The organism is Pseudomonas sp. LBUM1658, assembly GCF_059716055.1.
This window is the reverse complement of sequence record NZ_CP166798.1, coordinates 4989467-5008523: the sequence shown is the minus strand read 5'-3', so window position 1 is coordinate 5008523 and position 19057 is coordinate 4989467. Positions and strand designations below refer to the sequence as shown.

The 19057-nt window shown below is 59.7% G+C and carries 16 protein-coding genes; all 16 read left to right on the top strand.

The features are described 5' to 3' along the window. Nucleotides 1-17 precede the first annotated feature (17 nt). The 16 genes from ACA064_RS23000 to ACA064_RS22925 all read left to right on the top strand — a co-directional run bounded on the left by ACA064_RS23000 (nucleotide 18) and on the right by ACA064_RS22925 (nucleotide 18943). The gene (locus ACA064_RS23000) at nucleotides 18-758 is read left to right on the top strand and encodes a flagellar basal body rod protein FlgF (protein ID WP_497670183.1); all 741 of its coding nucleotides are present in this window, start codon (nucleotides 18-20) and stop codon (nucleotides 756-758) included. A gap of 45 nt (nucleotides 759-803) precedes the next feature. Next, a complete protein-coding gene (gene flgG, locus ACA064_RS22995) occupies nucleotides 804-1589 on the top strand; it encodes a flagellar basal-body rod protein FlgG (RefSeq protein ID WP_497670182.1) in 786 nt (261 codons plus the stop codon). A gap of 51 nt (nucleotides 1590-1640) precedes the next feature. After that, on the top strand, nucleotides 1641-2336 hold the full coding sequence (gene flgH / locus ACA064_RS22990; RefSeq protein WP_497670181.1) for a flagellar basal body L-ring protein FlgH: 696 nt from the start codon (nucleotides 1641-1643) through the stop codon (nucleotides 2334-2336). Between the two features lie 27 nt (nucleotides 2337-2363). Next, nucleotides 2364-3452 carry a flagellar basal body P-ring protein FlgI gene (locus ACA064_RS22985; RefSeq protein ID WP_497674314.1) on the top strand — a complete coding sequence of 363 codons (1089 nt, stop codon included), beginning with the start codon at nucleotides 2364-2366 and terminating at the stop codon, nucleotides 3450-3452. 10 nt (nucleotides 3453-3462) lie between these two features. Continuing rightward, nucleotides 3463-4740 (top strand): flagellar assembly peptidoglycan hydrolase FlgJ, encoded by a 1278-nt coding sequence (gene flgJ / locus ACA064_RS22980; RefSeq protein WP_497670180.1) that lies wholly within the window; start codon nucleotides 3463-3465, stop codon nucleotides 4738-4740. Nucleotides 4741-4750: 10 nt separating this feature from the next. Next, the gene (flgK, locus tag ACA064_RS22975) at nucleotides 4751-6802 is read left to right on the top strand and encodes a flagellar hook-associated protein FlgK (protein WP_497670179.1); all 2052 of its coding nucleotides are present in this window, start codon (nucleotides 4751-4753) and stop codon (nucleotides 6800-6802) included. Between the two features lie 14 nt (nucleotides 6803-6816). Then, nucleotides 6817-8397, top strand: coding sequence for a flagellar hook-associated protein 3 (locus ACA064_RS22970; protein WP_497670178.1), 1581 nt, complete (start codon nucleotides 6817-6819; stop codon nucleotides 8395-8397). A 361-nt stretch (nucleotides 8398-8758) separates the two neighbouring features. Beyond that, nucleotides 8759-9685 carry a ketoacyl-ACP synthase III gene (locus ACA064_RS22965; RefSeq protein WP_497670177.1) on the top strand — a complete coding sequence of 309 codons (927 nt, stop codon included), beginning with the start codon at nucleotides 8759-8761 and terminating at the stop codon, nucleotides 9683-9685. 431 nt (nucleotides 9686-10116) lie between these two features. Then, entirely contained in the window at nucleotides 10117-11832 is a 1716-nt protein-coding gene (locus tag ACA064_RS22960) for a flagellin N-terminal helical domain-containing protein (protein ID WP_497670176.1), read from the top strand. Nucleotides 11833-11905: 73 nt separating this feature from the next. Continuing rightward, nucleotides 11906-12250: a flagellar protein FlaG gene (locus ACA064_RS22955; RefSeq protein ID WP_497670175.1), complete on the top strand. Its 345-nt coding sequence runs from the start codon at nucleotides 11906-11908 to the stop codon at nucleotides 12248-12250. 82 nt (nucleotides 12251-12332) lie between these two features. Then, nucleotides 12333-13697 (top strand): flagellar filament capping protein FliD, encoded by a 1365-nt coding sequence (gene fliD / locus ACA064_RS22950; RefSeq protein ID WP_497670174.1) that lies wholly within the window; start codon nucleotides 12333-12335, stop codon nucleotides 13695-13697. Between the two features lie 141 nt (nucleotides 13698-13838). After that, nucleotides 13839-14228: a flagellar export chaperone FliS gene (gene fliS, locus ACA064_RS22945; protein WP_497670173.1), complete on the top strand. Its 390-nt coding sequence runs from the start codon at nucleotides 13839-13841 to the stop codon at nucleotides 14226-14228. A 24-nt stretch (nucleotides 14229-14252) separates the two neighbouring features. Continuing rightward, nucleotides 14253-14549 (top strand): flagellar protein FliT, encoded by a 297-nt coding sequence (gene fliT, locus ACA064_RS22940; protein WP_497670172.1) that lies wholly within the window; start codon nucleotides 14253-14255, stop codon nucleotides 14547-14549. A gap of 172 nt (nucleotides 14550-14721) precedes the next feature. Continuing rightward, nucleotides 14722-16200, top strand: coding sequence for a sigma-54 dependent transcriptional regulator (locus tag ACA064_RS22935; RefSeq protein ID WP_497670171.1), 1479 nt, complete (start codon nucleotides 14722-14724; stop codon nucleotides 16198-16200). Between the two features lie 110 nt (nucleotides 16201-16310). Continuing rightward, on the top strand, nucleotides 16311-17534 hold the full coding sequence (locus ACA064_RS22930; protein WP_497670170.1) for a sensor histidine kinase: 1224 nt from the start codon (nucleotides 16311-16313) through the stop codon (nucleotides 17532-17534). A gap of 5 nt (nucleotides 17535-17539) precedes the next feature. After that, a complete protein-coding gene (locus ACA064_RS22925; RefSeq protein ID WP_497670169.1) occupies nucleotides 17540-18943 on the top strand; it encodes a sigma-54-dependent transcriptional regulator in 1404 nt (467 codons plus the stop codon). The last annotated feature ends 114 nt before the right edge of the window (nucleotides 18944-19057 follow it).

Below are 19057 nucleotides of genomic sequence, written 5' to 3'. Positions count from 1 at the left end.
CAGATAGAGGAAAGACTGTGGACAAGTACCTTTACGTGGCAATGACCGGCGCCAGCCAGAATGCACTGGCGCAAAAGGCCCATGCGAACAACCTGGCAAACATTTCCACCAACGGTTTTCAGCGGGACTTGGAGCAGGCGCGGTCGATACCGGTGTTTGGTGACAGCTTTCCGGCGCGGGCGTTTGCCCTGTCCGAGCGTCCGGCCACCGATTTCACTGCAGGCGCGCTAGTGGAAACCGGGCGCGACCTCGATGTGGCGGTGAGTGGCAACGGCTGGATTGCCGTGCAAACCCCCGACGGTAGTGAAGGTTATGTGCGCACCGGCAGCCTGAATGTCGATGCCCTGGGCGTGCTGCGGGCCGGCAACGGTATGCCGGTCATGGGCAACGGCGGGCCGATTGCCGTGCCGCCTGAACAGAAAATCGAAGTCGGTCAGGACGGCACCATCAGCATCCGCGCGATGGGCGAAGGCCCGCGGGTGATGGCGCAAGTCGACCGCATCAAGCTGGTCAACCCTGACCTGAAGAACATGACCAAGGGCCTGGACGGTTCGATCCACACCAAGGACGGCCAGCCGGCAGATGCCGATGCCAACGTGCAACTGGTGTCCGGATTCCTCGAGTCGAGCAACGTCAATGCCGTCGAGGAGATGACCTCGGTGCTGGCGCTGGCCAAGCAGTTCGAGCTGCACATCAAGATGATGAACACCGCCAAAGAAGACGACCAGGCCATGGCTCGGGTCTTGCAGATCAGCTAATTATCAGAACGTAGCGCCGTAAAACAGGCGCGCGAGGAGAATCGAATGCTTCCGGCTCTATGGGTTGCCAAAACAGGTCTGTCCGCCCAGGACACCAACCTGACGACTATTTCCAACAACCTGGCGAACGTCTCGACCACGGGTTTCAAACGTGACCGTGCCGAGTTCCAGGATCTGCTGTACCAGATCAAACGCCAGCCTGGCGCCCAGTCGACCCAGGACAGCGAGTTGCCATCGGGCCTGCAAGTAGGTACCGGTGTGCGCATCGTCGGCACCCAGAAGAACTTCACCGCCGGTAGCCTGCAAACCACCGAGCAGCCGCTGGACATGGCCATCAATGGTCGCGGTTTCTTCCAGGTCCTGCAGCCGGACGGCACCACTTCCTATACCCGCGACGGCACCTTCCACCTGGATTCCAATGGCCAGATCGTCACGGCCAACGGCTTCGCGCTGGAGCCGGCGATTGTCGTTCCGAACGATGCACAGACCTTCACGGTCGGTCAGGACGGCACGGTTTCGATCACCATCGCCGGTAACCCGGCCTCCCAAGTGATCGGCAACCTGCAGACCGCCGACTTCATCAACCCGGCCGGCCTGCAAGCGGCCGGCGGCAATATGTTCCTGGAAACCGCCGCCAGCGGCGCGCCGCAAGTCGGCACTCCGGGGCTGAACGGTTTGGGCCTGACGCTGCAAAACACCCTGGAAACCTCCAACGTCAGCACTGTTGAAGAGATGGTCAACATGATCACCACTCAGCGCGCTTACGAGATGAACTCCAAGGTGATCTCCACCGCCGACCAGATGCTCTCGTTCGTAACGCAGAATCTGTAATCAAGTCTATGGGGCGGCCTGAGGTCGTCTGCAACACCGTGAGGTAGGGTCATGAGTCGGTTTGTTTCTGTTCTGGTACTGAGTGGGATCGCTGTGCTCGCGGGGTGTGTCTCCCCGCCGCCGAAGCCAAATGACCCTTATTACGCGCCCGTGTTGCCACGTACGCCGTTGCCGGCTGCGGCGAACAACGGTTCGATCTATCAGGCTGGCTTCGAGCAGAACCTGTACGGCGACCGCAAGGCATTCCGGGTCGGTGACATCATCACCATTACCCTGAACGAGAGGACTCAAGCCAGCAAAAACGCCAACTCGCAAATAGGCAAGAACAGCAAGGCCGATATCGGTCTGAGCTCATTTTTTGGCGGCGGCCTGAGCACCAACAACCCGGTGGGCGGCGGTGACCTGAGCCTGGATGTGGGTTACAGCGGTGACCGGGCGACCAAGGGCGACAGCAAGGCCGACCAGGGCAACAGCCTGACCGGTTCGATCACCGTGACCGTTGCGGATGTCTTGCCCAACGGCATCATCGCCGTGCGCGGCGAGAAGTGGATGACCCTCAATACCGGTGATGAGCTGGTACGGATTGCCGGGCTGGTGCGCTCCGACGATATTTCCACGGACAACACCGTGCCCTCGACCCGGGTCGCCGACGCGCGCATTACCTATTCGGGTACCGGTTCGTTTGCCGATGCGAGTCAGCCAGGCTGGTTCGACCGTTTCTTCCTCAGCCCGCTGTTCCCTTTCTAGGTGACTACCTTGAACTTCAAGCACCTGATGGCGGCCATGCTCTTGCTGTCCACGGCCTTCAGCGCTCACGCCGAACGGTTGAAGGACATCGCCAGTATTTCCGGCGTACGCTCCAACCAATTGATCGGCTACGGCCTGGTCGTCGGGCTTAACGGCACGGGCGACCAGACCACGCAGACCCCGTTTACCCTGCAGACCTTCAACAACATGCTCTCGCAGTTCGGCATCAAGGTGCCGCCCGGCTCGGGCAACGTCCAGTTGAAGAACGTCGCGGCAGTCTCGATCAGCGCCGATTTGCCGGCGTTCGCCAAGCCGGGGCAGACGGTGGATATCACCGTGGCCTCCATCGGCAACTCCAAGAGCCTGCGTGGCGGCACCTTGCTGATGACGCCGCTCAAGGGCATCGACGGCAACGTCTACGCCATCGCCCAGGGCAACCTGGTGGTCGGCGGTTTCGACGCGGAAGGTCGAGACGGTTCGAAGATCACCGTCAACGTTCCTTCGGCCGGGCGGATCCCCGGTGGTGCCTCCGTCGAGCGTGCGGTGCCAAGTGGTTTCAACCAGGGCAACAGCCTGACCCTCAACCTCAATCGTTCGGACTTCACCACGGCCAAGCGCATCGTCGACAAGATCAATGACCTGCTCGGGCCAGGCGTGGCCCAGGCCATCGATGGCGGTTCGATTCGAGTAACGGCGCCGCTCGATCCGAGCCAGCGCGTCGACTACCTGTCGATCCTCGAAAACCTCGAAGTCGATCCGGGCCAGGCGGTGGCCAAGGTCATTATCAACTCGCGCACCGGCACCATCGTGATCGGCCAGAACGTCAAGGTTTCACCGGCCGCCGTCACCCACGGCAGCCTTACGGTGACCATTACCGAAGACCCGATCGTCAGCCAGCCGGGGCCACTGTCCAATGGCCAGACCGCCGTTGTGCCGCGCTCGCGGGTCAGTGCCGAGCAAGAAGCCAAGCCGATGTTCAGGTTCGGCCCTGGCACCACCCTGGACGAAATCGTTCGCGCGGTGAATCAGGTCGGCGCGGCGCCGGGTGACTTGATGGCGATTCTCGAAGCCTTGAAGCAAGCCGGTGCCTTGCAAGCCGATCTGATCGTGATCTGAGGTGGCGGCCATGGATATCCAGAAAGGCGGGCGGGTGAGCAGCGGCGATTCGGGTTCCTACTCCGACCTCAACCGGCTTAACCAACTCAAGGTCGGTGACAAGGACAGCGATGGCAACATGCGCAAGGTGGCGCAGGAGTTCGAGTCGCTGTTCCTCAACGAAATGCTCAAGTCCATGCGTTCGGCCACCGATGCGCTGGGCCAGGACAATCCGCTCAACACCCCGGCGGCCAAGCAGTACCAGGAAATGTACGACCAGCAGCTGGCGGTTTCCATGTCCCGCGAGGGCGGCGGCATAGGCCTGGCGGATGTACTGCTGCGGCAGATGTCGAAAACCAAACCAGTCAGAGCGGACTCGACCTTGTCGAGCGCTGCTCAAGACGCGGCCAAGACGCCGGTCCCGACTCCAATCGCTGCCGGGACCACCGGCACAAACGGCCCCTTGAGTCGTCTCAACGGTCAACGTCCGTTGTGGGCATCGCGCTCGGCCAGCGAGCCACAACCGGCTGCCGGGGGCGCGACCCATGACGTCAGGACCTTGCTCAATCAGCGCCGCCTGGCATTACCGCCCAAACTCGCCGACCGTTTGTTGACGGGGATCGTGCCATCGGCGACCACCGCTGCCGTTGCCACTAATCACAGCGCGTTGCCAGCCCGCACCACGGCCGCTGCCGATGCGGTGATCAAGGGCGACTGGCAGTCCGCCCAAAGCTTTGCCGCACCGCACGGCCGGATGCAGATCTACGGTCGGGCCATGGCCCAGCCGCCCCTGGCGCCAGCGAAAAAAGCCTTCAGTTCGGCAGATGAATTCGTCGCCACTATGTTGCCCATGGCGCAGCAAGCGGCTGACCGGATCGGCGTCGATCCCCGCTACCTGGTGGCCCAGGCCGCACTGGAAACCGGCTGGGGAAAATCGGTCATGCGTCAGCAAGACGGTAGCAGCAGCCATAACCTGTTCGGCATCAAGGCCAGCGAAAGCTGGAAGGGCGCCCAGGCCCGGGCGATCACCAGCGAGTTCAGAAATGGCGCGATGGTCAAGGAGACGGCCGAGTTCCGTTCCTACGATTCTTACCAGGACAGCTTCCATGACCTGGTGACCTTGCTGCAAAGCAACAATCGTTATCAAGAAGTCCTGAAGTCGGCCGATAACCCGGAACAGTTTGTGCGCGAGTTGCAGAAGGCCGGTTATGCCACCGACCCGGACTACGCCAGCAAGATTTCACAGATAGCCAAACAAATGAAGAGCTACCAGAACTACGCTGCGGCGAGCTCCTCCACGACTTTATAAGGTCTGAACCATGAGTTTGATCAATATCGGGATGTCGGGGCTCAACGCGAGCCAGGCGGGGTTGGCGACTGTCGGTAATAACATTGCCAACGCCAACACCGCCGGTTACTCACGCCAGCAAAACGTTCAGACCAGCGCAGCCTCGCAACAGTACGGCAATGTTTTTATCGGCAGCGGCACAACCCTGGCGGATGTGCGCCGGATCTACAACTCCTACCTTGATAGCCAGTTGCAGACCACCACTGCGTTGAGCGGTGATGCCAAGGCTTACCTGGACCAGATCGGCACCGTCGACAAATTGCTGTCGGATAAAACCACCGGTATCACCACGGCCCTGAGCAGTTTTTTTGCGGCGCTGCAAACCTCGGCAGCCACACCGGATAACGTCTCTTCCCGGCAATTGCTGCTGACCAGCGCCGAGACCCTGAGCAACAGGTTCAACTCGATCTCCTCGCAGTTGAATCAGCAAAATGAAGGCATCAACAGCCAGCTCGGCACCTTGACCAGTCAGGTCAACCAGTTGACCACGTCCATTGCGGCACTGAACCTGCAGATCTCCCAGTCGAGCACCGGCGGCAGTGGCCCGGCCAACCTGCTGGATGCCCGTAACGAAGCGGTGCGTTCGTTGAACGAGTTGGTCGGGGTCAAGGTTCACGAGCGCGATGGCAGCTACGATATTTCCCTGGGCACCGGTCAGTCCCTGGTGCTGGGCAGCACGGCCAACACCTTGACCGCCAAGCCGTCCAATGGCGACAAGAACCAGTACAACATCTCCATCAGCTACGGCCAGACCAGCACCGACGTAACCTCGGTCATCACCGGCGGCAAGATCGGCGGTCTGGTTCGCTATCGCGATGACGTACTGGCGCCCGCCATGAACGACCTGGGGCGCACCGCGCTGGTGGTTTCCGGGGCGATCAACACTCAGTTGGGCCAGGGCCTGGACGCTAACGGTGAGTTCGGCGCGTCGCTGTTCAACAACATCAACAGTGCCACTGCCATCAGCCAACGCAGCCAGGGCGCGTCGACCAACAGCCCCGGCTCCGGCAACCTGAATGTCACCATCAAGGACACTAGCAAGCTGTCGATCTACGACTACAAGGTGACCTTCAGCAACCCGCCGAACCTTTACAGCGTCACCCGTTCCGACGGTACGGCCATGGGTTCCTTCGACCTCAACTCAGCAACCCCGCCGGTGATCGACGGTTTCACCCTGGCCCTGGACGGTACCGGGCCGGTTATCGCCGGTGACAGCTTCAAGGTATCGCCGACCCGCTCCGGCGCGGTGGACATGGGCACCCAGCTGACCGACGCCAACAAGCTCGGTTTCGCCGGACCGCTGGTGGCCAGCAGCACGGGCAACGACGGCACCGGGATCATGGATGCGCCATCGCTGACGGTGCCGATGGATATTTATGGCGGTGCCGCGCTGGCGCAGATGCAGAGCGGTATCGAGCACGGCATGCCGGTCAAGATCTCCTTTGGCAAGCCGGACCCGCTGACCGGCACCCAGGCTTACACGGTGACCGACTCCAAGGGCAACCCCATGGGCGGCGGCAGCATCATCCCGGGTCAGAAAAACGAACTGACGATTAATGTGCGGATGCGCGATGCCACCGGCGCGCCGGTCCTCGATGGCTCAGGCCAGCCGAAAACTTTCGCTTTCAATACCGCAGTCAGCGGCGCGCCCGCCGAGGGCGACAGCTTCGACGTCAAGTTCAATGCCCAGGGCAAGTCAGACAACCGCAACGCCAACGCCATGCTGGAATTGCAGAACAAGCCAACGGTCGGCATGACGGGCGGCAACTCCGGGTTCAGCATCACCAGCTCCTACAGTCGCCTGGTGGAGCAGGTAGGTGGCCAGGCGGCCAAGGCGCGGGTCGATGACTCGGCCAACAACGCCATCCTCACCGGCGCCAAGGCCGCGCGAAACTCGGTGTCCGGGGTCAACCTGGAAGACGAAGCCTCGGATTTGCTCAAGTTCCAGCAGTACTACACCGCGTCGTCGCAGATCATCAAGGCCGCGCAAGAAACGTTCAGCACGCTGATCAACAGTCTTTAAGGGAGTCGTCGACGATGCGCATTTCTACAGCCCAGTATTTTGAGTTCACGGCGAACAAGTACTCCGAGAACTTCAGCAGCGTGGTCAAGACCCAGGAGCAGGTCACGTCGGGCGTGCGCTTGCAGTCGGCGGCGGATGATCCGGTGGGCGCGGCCAAGTTGCTGCTGCTGCAACAACAGCAAAACATGTTGTCCCAGTACAGCGGCAACATGAGCACCCTGAAGAACACCCTGAGCAACGAAGAAAGTGTGCTGGAAAGCGTCAATACCGCACTGCAACGCGGTCGCGAGCTGGCCCTGAAGGCTGGCGGTGCGGGCGGTGGCGGTATCAGCGATGCCGACCGCAAGTCGATTGCGGTCGAGATCGGTGAGCTGGAAGCCCAGGTCATGAGCCTGCTCAACAGCAAGGACTCTTCTGGTCAGTACATGTTTGGCGGCTCCATGACCTCGACGCCACCCTATGTGCGCAACAACGACGGCACCTACACCTACCAGGGCGATGAAACGGCCCTGAGCCTGCACGTTTCCGACACCTTGAAGATTGCCACCAATGACACGGGCAAGACCATTCTGGAAAACTCGGTCAACTCCGCCCGGACCCAGACCGCCTTGCAGGTGACGGCGCCTGCTGTCGATGACGGCAAGGTAGTGGTGTCGGCGGGTCTGATGACGTCGAACGCGGCCTATACCAAGAGCTTTGCCACTGGCGAACCCTACAAGATCGAGTTCATCAGTAGCACTCAGTACAAAGTGACAGACAAAGACAATCTGGACGTGACCTCGGAAATCCCCGGCAACGGTGTGTTCGATGCCAAGAAGGAAGGGGCGTCGAGCGTCGAGCTGCGCGGGGTCAAGTTCGAAATCAGCCTGAACCTCAAGGACACGGACATCCCGGATACAACGGTCGGGGGTCGCATCTTCGTCCTGGAGAGCAAGCCTGACAGCTTCAATCCGTCGCGCACCCCGGGCAACACCTCCATGGCTCAGCTCACCGGTGCCAGCGTTGCCAGCAAGACCGATTACGCCAGCACCTTTCCCAAGGGTGGCGTGGTCCTCAAGTTCACCACTGCACCGGCCTACGAGGTCTACGCTCAGCCGTACAGCACCGACAGCAAGTCGATTGCCAGTGGCACCATGACCGGCACTTCGATCACCGCAGCGGGCGTGAAGTTTGATATCACCGGCGTGCCTGAGGATGGCGATCAGTTTGTGATTGGCGCCAACAGCCATCGCAGCCAGAGCGCGCTGGATACCCTGAGCCAGTTGCGCAAGGCCCTGGAAACGCCATCCGATGGCGATATCCTGGCCGAAGCCCGGCTCAAGGACGCGACTGATGCCGCGATCACCAACCTGTCCAACGCCAGTTCGCAATTGGATAACGTGCGTGGCGCCATTGGTGCGCGGCTCAACTCCATCGATATCCAGAGCTCGGAGAACACCAGCCAGAGCCTGGCGAACAAGAGTACCCAGTCGGCTATCGCGGACACTGACATCTCCACCGCAGCCATTGACCTGGCGTTCCAGCAGGCGATGCTGCAAGCCTCGCAACTGGCCTTTGTGAAAATCTCCCAATTGAGCCTGTTCAACAAGCTCTGATTCGCTTGCTCGAACGCCGGCCCGCCCTGTAACCAGGGTGGGCCGGTTCTGTTTTGGCTTATTACTTGCCTTGTTTTTTCGTTGATTTGGCACGTGTGAAGAGGGCTGTCAGCTGCCGGCAGGTTCCAGCTGTTAGACGGTTTTGCACAAAGCAGGCAAAATTGAGTGACCTATGAGTCATAAAGCGCATCTTCACTGTATCGTGTGAAAAGGATGGGCGGGTGCCGGGCCTGTGCAAGGTCGATTTTCAGGGTGTTGGCATCCACTTGCGGCGCTCGTTTGCGCCGCTACCCCCTTTGTTGTCAGCGCCTCTCGATCGTGCGAGCGGTGATCTCCAGTTTTTCAGTATTGGGAAGCCACAATGATTGGCATAAAAAGCATCGCCAGTTACGTGCCAGCGAGCGGGCTTGATAACTACGCCCAGGGCGCGAAGTTCGATAAAGACGAAGAATTCATCCTCGGCAAAATCGGCTCGGCATTCCTGCCGCGCAAGGATGCTGCCCAGGAAACCTCCGACCTGTGCGTCGAAGCGGTCAATACGCTGTTTGCCAACAACCCGCAGCTCAATCGCGAATCCATCGATGTGCTGATCGTCGTCACCCAGAACGGCGACGAAGAAGGCTTGCCCCATACCTCGGCGATCGTCCAGGACAAGCTTGGCCTGTCGACCCGCGTCGCGGCCTTCGATATCTCCCTGGGTTGCTCCGGCTACGTCTACGGCATCTATGCACTCAAGGGCTTCATGGAAGCCGCCGGCCTGAAGAATGGCCTGCTGGTGACCGCCGACCCCTACTCGAAAATCGTCGACCCGGAAGATCGCAACACCACCATGTTGTTCGGCGACGCGGCCACTGCGACCTGGATGGGCGAAGACGCTCCCTGGCAGCTGGGCAAGGCCAAGTTCGGCACCGACGGTTCCGGCGCGCCGTACCTGAAAGTCAGCGACGGGGTGTTCTACATGAACGGCCGTCAGGTGTTCAACTTCGCCCTGCTGAAAGTCCCGGCCCACTTGCACGAATTGCTCAATGAGTCGGACCTCAAGCCCGAAGACATCGACGCCTACTGCATCCACCAGGGCAGTGCGGCAATCGTCGACGCCGTGGCGCGGCGCTTCGAAGGCGAGCCGGAGAAGTTCATCAAGGACATGGTCGAGACCGGCAACACGGTCTCCTCGAGTATTCCGCTGCTGCTGGAAAGGCACGTGCTCGACTCTGTATGGTCCCGTGTGGCCATCAGTGGTTTTGGTGTGGGCCTGTCCTGGGGCTCGGCGATTCTCTATCGCCCTTGATGCCTTACCGAGCAACAACAAAAACGCCCAAGGTCGAAAGACCTTGGGCGTTTTGCGTTCCTGGTGGCTTGCCGGATCGGATGTACACATCCCCCCGTAGGAGCTGCCGCAGGCTGCGATCTTTTGATCTTGCTCCTGGGCACTCTTCAGAACCGCCAAAAGATCGCAGGCTTCGCCAGCTCCTACGCCCGCCGCGTACACCCGCGAGATCATGAGTGCCCGCAATCCCCTGTAGGAGCTGCTGCAGGCTGCGATCTTTCAAAGTCGTAACGCCTTGGATTCCAAGGGGTGGCACGGTGCTAGCAAAAAAATTCAAAAAACCCCTCAAGCAACCTGCATTCACGACGATAACTATTACGAAGGTTCTCTAGGCCACACCCGGCGGTTGCCAGGGCCGGAAGCCGCAGCACCCATCCAACGAGGAATTCGTCATGGCTTTATCAGTTAATACCAACATCACCTCCCTGGGCGTTCAGAAAAACCTGAACAAGGCTTCCGAAGCCCTGAGCACCTCGATGAACCGCCTGTCCTCCGGCCTGAAAATCAACAGCGCCAAAGACGACGCTGCCGGCATGCAAATCGCCAACCGTCTGGGCAACCAGATTAAAGGCTTGAACGTTGCAATTGCCAACGCCAACAACGGTGTTTCGATCGCGCAAACCGCTGAAGGCGCGATGCAAGAATCCACCAACCTGCTGCAACGTCTGCGTGAGCTGGCCCTGCAAGCATCGAACGGTGATAAAAGCGACGCTGACCGTACTTCCCTGCAGCAAGAATTCACCGCTAAAGTCGGCGAGCTGACCCGTATCTCCAACACCACTACCTTCGGTGGTCGTGCCCTGCTGGACGGTTCGTTCAGCAACGTAGGCTTCCAGATCGGCGCCAACGCCAACGAAACCATCTCGTTCGGCATGACCGACATCAGCGCTACCGGCTTGAAAGGCAACTACAGCGAAGCAAGCGTCGACAGTACTGCGCTGACTGGCCTGGCTGCTACTGCAACTGGTTCGGTATTGGGTGACAAGGCTGTCAAAACAGGTGCTGCGGCCTTGGCTACTGTTGCTACCGATGCTTTCACTATCAACGGTACAGAGATCGCACTCGGTGTTGCTCTTGCTGGTGCTCCTGCTGGTACTGCTGCAGTGACAGCCATCAACGCGCAAACGGCCACTACAGGTGTTACCGCCAGCACCGATGCTGCCGGTATCGTGACCCTGACGTCGAAGAACGATATCGTTCTTGGCGCCTCCGCTGTTGGTGGCGCTACTGATGGTCTGGCCAAACTCGGTTTGGGGGCTCCTGGTACGACTGCAGCTGCAGCTACGACTAGCGCAAGTGTCATGGGTACTGCTGGTGCCATCTCTGTCAATGGCACAGCTGTGGCCTGGGCTTCCACTGCCACCCTGGCCACCGTACTGACTTCTATCCAAGGGGCCGCCGGCGCTGGCGCTACAGCAACCTTCACTGACGGTCGTGTCAAGGTTACCTCGGGTGCCGGTGAAGACATCAAGCTGTCCAACACGTCCAGCGGTTCGCTGTCGCAGTTGGGCCTGTCGGCAGGCACTTCTGAAGCCAAGTTGACTGCAGATACATCCATTGATGTCAATGGTGTTGAAGTCAAGTTCAAGAAGGGTGATACCTCCGACGCGATCGTTGCTTCGATCAACAGCGCCAGCACCGGTGTAAACGCCAGCAAAAACGCTGACGGCACCCTGAACCTGTTTGCTGACAAAGACATTACCGTCAAGGACGGCAGCGCAGGTACTGGCTTGGCCGCATTGGGTCTGACTACTGTATCCACTGCCGGCACCAAGGTCGCCGTGACCATGGAAACCACTGTTTCTGACTTGAGCATCCTCTCTGCTGCTAGCTCTCAGCAGGCTGTTCAGGCTCTGGACGACGCCATGCAGCAGATCGACAGCCAGCGTTCGCAGCTGGGTGCCGTACAAAACCGTTTCGCCAACACCGTGGCCAACCTGCAGAGCATTTCGCAGAACTCCACTGCCGCTAAAGGCCGTGTAGAAGACGCCGACTTCGCTTCTGAAGCCGCCGAGCTGACCAAGCAACAAACCCTGCAACAGGCTTCCACCGCGATCCTGTCCCAGGCTAACCAACTGCCATCCGCTGTTCTGAAGCTGCTTCAGTAATCTCGGTAGCGGTTAAATAACGGAAGGGCGCGTATACGTGCCCTTTCGTTTTTTTCAGTTTTGAGGTGATGACATGGACATGAGCATCAGTCTGAACGCGGCTTACCCTGCTGGCGCAACCCAGGCCAGTGGCACCTCTGCTACTCAGGCACCGCCTGTTGTAGAGACTGATTCGACATCTGTCGAGGAGCCGCAGCGCGAAGCACTGGAAAAGGCAGTGACCGATATTCGTGAGTTTGTGCAGGCTACCCAACGTAACCTGGACTTTTCCATCGATGACTCCACCGGCAGGGTGGTAGTCAAGGTGATCGCCACCGACAGTGGTGAAGTGATTCGACAGATTCCATCGGAGACCGCGCTGAAGCTGGCGCAGAATCTGAGCGATGCCAGCAGCCTGTTGTTTCAGACCAGGGCTTGAGCTGGCACGAAATATGTTTCTGACTGCTGCTTAGGTGTTTGTGAGCCAATAAAGCGGCAGCCACAGGACAAGGAGAATAGAAATGGCTAGCTCAACGATTTCCGGCCCAGGTTCGGGCTTTGACACGCAAGCCATCGTCAAGGCGTTGGTCGGTGCTGAAAAGGCGCCCAAGCAAGCCCAGATCACCGATCAGCAAAAAGACACGACGATTCAGTTGTCTGCCGTTGGCACGGTGAAGAGTGCGCTGGAAACTTACCGGGCGGCGATCGCCAAGTTGAACAATGTGTCCGCGTTCAACGGACTGGCCGCTACCTCGTCCGAAGAAAAAAACGTCAAGGTCACCTTGGGTGATGCTGCATCCAGTGGCAAGTACGTGGTGGTGGTGCAGGATCTGGCGACCTCTTCGAAAGTCACCAGCAAGATGATTGAGGGCGGCGCTTCGGGTGTGGCCAATGCCAGTGACGAAGCCCAGACGCTGACCATTACCCAGTCGGGCAAGAGTTACGATGTACTGGTTCCGGGTGGCGCAACCCTGCAAGAGGTGCGCGAGTCGATCAATACCCAGCTTTCAGCCCAAGGTATCAGTGCCAACGTCTTGAGCGACTCCAACGGCGCACGCCTGGTGATCGGCTCCAGCAACAGTGGTGTAGGCACCGATATCACCCTCAGTGGTAACTCGGAACTGGCTCAGGGCTATGACCAGGGCCTGGCGGCTCAGAACGCCAAATACACCATCGACGGCATAGCGATGGAGTCCACCAGCAACAAGGTGACTTCCGCCATCAGTGGCGTGACCCTGGATCTGGTCGCCAAGGACAAGGACAAGCCGATCACCATCATCGTGGAAAGCAATACCGCCACGCTGAAGACCTCGGTCCAGTCGTTCGTCACCGCCTACAACGCGCTGATGACCAGCATCAACACCCAGACCAAGGTGAACGCCACCGGCGATGCCGCGACCACTACGGCGGGTGCCTTGACCGGTGATGCGTCGATGCGTCAACTGGTTGCCAGTCTGCGCAGCGAGCTGGTTAACAGCTCGGGTACGAGCGCCATGAGCGGCCTGTCGCAGATGGGCATTACCACTGACCAGAAAACCGGCTTGTTGACTCTGGAAGACAAGGAGTGGGACAAGGCGGTGGTCAAGGGCGCTGGTGATATTGCCAAGCTGTTTACTGGTGAGAGCGGTTTGGTCACGCGCATGAACAAGGCGACGAACGCCTATGTGGGTACAACAGGGCTATTGGCCTCGCGTGTGACAGACCTCAACACCAAGTTGACGGACCTGACCACCCAGCAGAAGGATCTCGATCGTCGCATTGAGAGCCTGCAGACCTCCCTGACGGCCAAGTACACGGCGATGGATACCTTGATTGCCAAGCTCAACGCCAGCAGCTCCAGCATCATGACCACTCTTAACTCGCTGAATAATCCGAAGTCAGACTGATCAAAAGGGCGGTAAAGCGCCCGGCGAAGACATGCACGGGTGGTCTGGGTTTTTTGGTTCTGGATTAAAGTTTTATTTGGCGCAGTCGACAAACTGGTTAGAGAAAACCCTTTCGCCTGTGGCCTGTAACGAGGTAGCAACATGAACCCTATGAGAGCCCTTCGCCAATATCAGAAGGTCAATTCCCACGCTCAGGTCTCCGAGGCCAGCCCTCATCGCCTGATCCAGATGCTGCTCGAGGGCGGCCTCGATCGCTTGGCCCAGGCCAAGGGTGCAATGGCTCGTGGCGATATCGCGCAGAAATGCGTGTTACTGACCAAGGCGATCGACATCATCACCGGGCTGCGTCAGGGCCTGGACGAAGAGAAGGCTGAAGATCCGGCCGCGATCCAGCAGTTGGACAGCTTGTACGAATACATGAGCACGCGCCTGTTGCAAGCCAACGTGAGCAACGATCCGGAAATCATCGACGAAGTCGCCCGTCTGTTGATCACCGTCAAAAGTGGTTGGGATGCGATTGCAGCACAATAGGCCCGCGCGCCTGAGGATGACATCATGAGCCATGCACTGCAGCGTATTGAAGAAACCCGTGAGGCGTTGGTCTACGCCCTGGCCGAACGCAATTGGGAGGCGATCGGCGAGCTGGATATGACTTGCCGGGCGTGTGTCGATGATGTGCTCAGCGAGGGGCCGATCGATGAGGCGGCGGTGCGGGATAATCTTGAAAGTCTGCTGGTGGTCTATCGCCAGCTACTGGAAGTGACCACGGGCGAACGCCAGAGCATAGTCGACGAGATGTCTCAGATCCAGCAAGCTAAGAGCGCGGCAAAGGTTTACCATCTGTTCGGCTGATCTGGCTCAGTTAATCCGAATATAGTGCGCCATAAATTTGACTGTGCACGTTTTTTTGACTTAACTAGTGCTGTTTCAAGATTTCAGGCGTCTATTTAGTAGGAAAATGCCTGCAGACGTCTAGCTGCCCCGTATTTCCGGGCATTGAGTTGACTAGGGAAGTTGCTATTGCATGTGGCGTGAAACCAAAATTCTGCTAATTGATGACGATAGCGTCCGTCGCCGCGACCTTGCGGTGATTTTAAATTTTCTTGGCGAAGAAAATTTACCCTGCGCAAGCCATGATTGGCAGCAGGCTGTCGGCTCCTTGTCATCCAGTCGTGAAGTGATTTGCGTCCTGATCGGGACTGTAAATACTCCTGGCGCTGTTTTGGGCTTGCTTAAGACACTCGCAACCTGGGATGAGTTCCTTCCGGTTTTGTTAATGGGCGATATTTCTCTCACTGACTTGCCAGAAGACCAGCGTCGCCGGGTGCTTTCGACCCTGGAAATGCCGCCCAGCTACAGCAAACTGCTCGATTCCCTGCATCGCGCCCAGGTCTATCGTGAGATGTACGATCAGGCGCGTGAGCGCGGTCGGCATCGCGAACCCAATCTGTTTCGCAGCCTCGTCGGCACCAGCCGGGCGATCCAGCATGTGCGGCAGATGATGCAGCAAGTGGCCGATACCGATGCCAGTGTGCTGATCCTCGGCGAGTCCGGCACTGGCAAGGAAGTGGTCGCGCGCAACCTGCATTACCACTCCAAGCGGCGTGACGGGCCATTTGTACCGGTCAATTGCGGCGCGATTCCGGCCGAGCTGCTGGAAAGCGAATTGTTCGGCCACGAGAAGGGCGCATTCACCGGGGCGATCACCAGTCGGGCCGGGCGTTTCGAGCTGGCCAACGGCGGTACGCTGTTCCTTGACGAGATCGGCGACATGCCGTTGCCGATGCAGGTCAAGCTGTTGCGCGTGTTGCAGGAACGCACCTTCGAACGAGTCGGCAGCAACAAGACCCAGAGTGTCGATGTGCGGATCATTGCCGCGACCCACAAGAACCTCGAGAGCATGATCGAGGTCGGCACTTTCCGCGAAGACCTGTATTACCGCCTGAACGTCTTCCCGATCGAAATGGCTCCGCTGCGCGAGCGCGTCGAAGACATTCCGTTGCTGATGAACGAACTGATCTCGCGCATGGAACACGAGAAGCGCGGTTCGATCCGCTTCAACTCGGCGGCGATCATGTCGCTGTGCCGTCACGGCTGGCCGGGCAACGTCCGCGAACTGGCCAACCTGGTGGAACGCATGGCGATCATGCACCCGTACGGGGTGATCGGCGTGGTCGAGCTGCCGAAGAAATTCCGTTACGTGGACGATGAAGACGAGCAACTGGCAGTCGACAATCTGCGCAGCGACCTGGAAGAACGAGTGGCCATCAACGGCCACACCCCAGACTTCGCCGCCGGCGCGATGCTGCCGCCGGAAGGCCTGGACTTGAAGGACTACCTCGGTGGTCTGGAACAGGGCTTGATCCAGCAGGCATTGGATGATGCCAATGGCATCGTGGCTCGGGCTGCCGAGCGCCTGCGGATTCGTCGCACCACCCTGGTGGAAAAGATGCGCAAGTACGGCATGAGCCGGCGTGAGGGTGATGAACAGGCGGATGATTGACGCCTGTTTTTCAAGGGGTTGAAAAGCAAGTAGTTTTTTTTAGGCACGGGTATTGCTATAGCTCTCGCAACGTTGCGTTTAACTGACGCTCAGCCAAGCGAGTAAGCCTGATGCCCCAAGCCGCCCAGCTGTCTCCTGCCCCTCAAGCTTCGGGGCAATCGTCGTCCGTAGAGCAGGCAAGTCGGCAAGGGCTTGAGCAGGCGTTTGCGCTGTTCAGCCAGATGTCGAGCCAGCTGACCGACTCCTACAGCATGCTCGAAGCGCGCGTCACCGAGCTCAAGGGTGAACTGGAGGTGGTCAGTGCCCAGCGCATGCAAGAGCTGGCCGAGAAAGAGCGCCTGGCCAACCGTCTGCAAAACCTCCTAGATCTATTGCCAGGTGGCGTCATCGTCATCGATGGGCAAGGCATGGTTCGTGAAGCCAATCCGGCCGCGTCTGAATTGCTGGGTCTGCCGCTGGAGGGGGAGCTCTGGCGCCAGGTTATCGCCCGCAGCTTCGCCCCCCGTGAAGACGACGGACATGAAGTTTCCCTGAAAGATGGTCGGCGCCTGTCGATTGCCACCCGTTCGCTGGATGCCGAACCCGGGCAGTTGGTGCTGCTCAACGACCTGACTGAAACCCGGCATCTGCAAGACCAACTGGCCCGTCACGAACGCCTGTCGTCCCTGGGGCGGATGGTCGCTTCTCTGGCGCATCAGATCCGCACGCCGTTGTCGGCGGCGCTGATCTACGCCAGTCATTTGACTGAGCAGGAGCTGCCGGTCGCCACCCAGCAACGCTTTGCCGGACGCTTGAAAGAGCGCTTGCACGAGTTGGAGCACCAGGTGCGCGACATGCTGGTGTTTGCCCGTGGCGAATTGCCGTTGACCGATCGCATTACCCCCAGGGCCTTGATGCAGTCGCTGCAGTCTGCGGCGCAGATACATGTGCAGGGCCTGCCGCTGCGCTGGCAGTGCGACGTGCATGCCGGCGAGTTGCTGTGCAATCGCGACACGCTGGTCGGCGCCGTGCTCAACCTGATTGAAAACGCGATCCAGGCCAGTGCCGGCGCGGTCCGTTTGAAGGTGCATCTGTATGCCCGGGAAAACACCTTGCGTCTGTGCGTCAGCGACAGCGGCAGTGGTATCGATGGGACGGTGTTGGCGAAATTGGGCGAGCCGTTTTTCACCACCAAAACCACCGGAACCGGCCTTGGGCTGACCGTGGTCAAGGCGGTGGCACAGGCTCATCAGGGAGAATTGCTGTTGCGCTCGCGGCCGGGCCGCGGCACTTGTGCGCTGGTGGTCTTGCCGCTTTTTTCGGTTGAGCAGCCCGGCGCTCGGGGAATGGAGTGAAGGTCATGGCGGTCAAGGTTTTGCTGGTCGAAGACGATCGAGCCCTGCGCGAGGCGCTGGCCGATACGCTGCTGCTGGCCGGGCATGAATACATCGCCGTCGGCTCGGCCAAGGAGGCGCTGGAGGCAGTTGCTGCGCAAGCGTTCAATCTGGTGGTCAGCGATGTAAACATGCCGGGGATGGACGGGCATCAGTTGCTTGGTTTGCTGCGCGCGCGTCAACCGCAATTGCCAGTGCTGCTGATGACCGCCCATGGAGCGGTGGAGCGGGCGGTGGACGCCATGCGCCAGGGCGCGGTCGACTATCTGGTCAAGCCGTTCGAGCCCAAGGCTTTGCTCGACCTGGTGGCGCGGCATGCCTTGGGCTCCTTGGGCGTTGCCCGGGACGAAGGGCCGGTGGCCTTCGAGCCGGCCAGCGCGCAGTTGCTCGAACTGGCGGCGCGGGTCGCGCGAAGTGATTCCACGGTGTTGATCTCCGGCGAATCAGGCACCGGCAAGGAAGTGTTGGCGCGTTATATCCATCAGCATTCCCATCGCGCCAGCCGGCCCTTTATCGCAATCAACTGTGCGGCGATTCCCGACAACATGCTCGAGGCGACCTTGTTCGGCCACGAGAAGGGTTCGTTCACCGGCGCCATTGCCGCCCAGGCCGGCAAGTTCGAGCAGGCCGATGGCGGGACCATTTTGCTCGACGAAATTTCCGAAATGCCCTTGGGCCTGCAAGCCAAGCTGCTGCGGGTATTGCAGGAGCGTGAGGTGGAACGCGTCGGTGGGCGTAAACCCATCACCCTGGATATCCGCGTGGTGGCGACCACCAACCGTGACTTGGCTGGCGAAGTGGCGGCGGGGCGCTTTCGTGAAGACCTTTTTTATCGGCTATCGGTGTTTCCGCTGGCCTGGCGTCCGTTGCGCGAGCGTACCGCCGATATCCTGCCGCTGGCCGAGCGGCTGCTGGCCAAGCACGTCAATAAAATGAAGCACGCCGCGGCGCGCCTGTCGGCCGAGGCTCAGGCCTGCCTGATCGGCTATCCGTGGCCGGGAAACGTGCGTGAACTGGATAACGCGATCCAGCGTGCGCTGATCCTGCAGCAGGGTGGCTTGATTCAGCCGGAAGATTTTTGCCTGAGCGGTCCTGTGGCCTGCGCCCCTCTGCCGTCGTTGGTGCTACCTGGCCAGCCTCAGGTGCGTGCTGCACCGGCCGACATCGAGCCGGGGGAGTCAGTGGGTGCGTTGGGTGACGATCTGCGGCGGCGCGAGTTCCAGATGATCATCGATACCTTGCGCTCCGAGCGCGGTCGCCGCAAAGAGGCGGCCGAACGCCTGGGCATCAGCCCGCGGACCTTGCGCTACAAGCTGGCGCAAATGCGCGACGCCGGAATGGACGTCGAGGCTTATCTGTTCGCCACCTGATCCATCTGTAAGCAACAGCCAGTATTGGCTTTTGTTCAGCTCGGGGAGGGAGCTGGCACCCTTGTTGCTAATACCTCTCTACCCGCTGCCTGAGCGTCAAAAAATTGCGGGTTG

Excerpts from the sequence above, each read along its gene's own strand:
- flgG (WP_497670182.1), top strand. The coding sequence starts at position 804 with ATGCTTCCGGCTCTATGGGTTGCCAAAACAGGTCTGTCCGCCCAGGAC.
- flgH (WP_497670181.1), top strand. The coding sequence starts at position 1,641 with ATGAGTCGGTTTGTTTCTGTTCTGGTACTGAGTGGGATCGCTGTGCTC.
- ACA064_RS22985 (WP_497674314.1), top strand. The coding sequence starts at position 2,364 with ATGGCGGCCATGCTCTTGCTGTCCACGGCCTTCAGCGCTCACGCCGAA.
- flgJ (WP_497670180.1), top strand. The coding sequence starts at position 3,463 with ATGGATATCCAGAAAGGCGGGCGGGTGAGCAGCGGCGATTCGGGTTCC.
- flgK (WP_497670179.1), top strand. The coding sequence starts at position 4,751 with ATGAGTTTGATCAATATCGGGATGTCGGGGCTCAACGCGAGCCAGGCG.
- ACA064_RS22970 (WP_497670178.1), top strand. The coding sequence starts at position 6,817 with ATGCGCATTTCTACAGCCCAGTATTTTGAGTTCACGGCGAACAAGTAC.
- ACA064_RS22965 (WP_497670177.1), top strand. The coding sequence starts at position 8,759 with ATGATTGGCATAAAAAGCATCGCCAGTTACGTGCCAGCGAGCGGGCTT.
- ACA064_RS22960 (WP_497670176.1), top strand. The coding sequence starts at position 10,117 with ATGGCTTTATCAGTTAATACCAACATCACCTCCCTGGGCGTTCAGAAA.
- ACA064_RS22955 (WP_497670175.1), top strand. The coding sequence starts at position 11,906 with ATGGACATGAGCATCAGTCTGAACGCGGCTTACCCTGCTGGCGCAACC.
- fliD (WP_497670174.1), top strand. The coding sequence starts at position 12,333 with ATGGCTAGCTCAACGATTTCCGGCCCAGGTTCGGGCTTTGACACGCAA.
- fliS (WP_497670173.1), top strand. The coding sequence starts at position 13,839 with ATGAACCCTATGAGAGCCCTTCGCCAATATCAGAAGGTCAATTCCCAC.
- fliT (WP_497670172.1), top strand. The coding sequence starts at position 14,253 with ATGAGCCATGCACTGCAGCGTATTGAAGAAACCCGTGAGGCGTTGGTC.
- ACA064_RS22935 (WP_497670171.1), top strand. The coding sequence starts at position 14,722 with ATGTGGCGTGAAACCAAAATTCTGCTAATTGATGACGATAGCGTCCGT.
- ACA064_RS22930 (WP_497670170.1), top strand. The coding sequence starts at position 16,311 with ATGCCCCAAGCCGCCCAGCTGTCTCCTGCCCCTCAAGCTTCGGGGCAA.
- ACA064_RS22925 (WP_497670169.1), top strand. The coding sequence starts at position 17,540 with ATGGCGGTCAAGGTTTTGCTGGTCGAAGACGATCGAGCCCTGCGCGAG.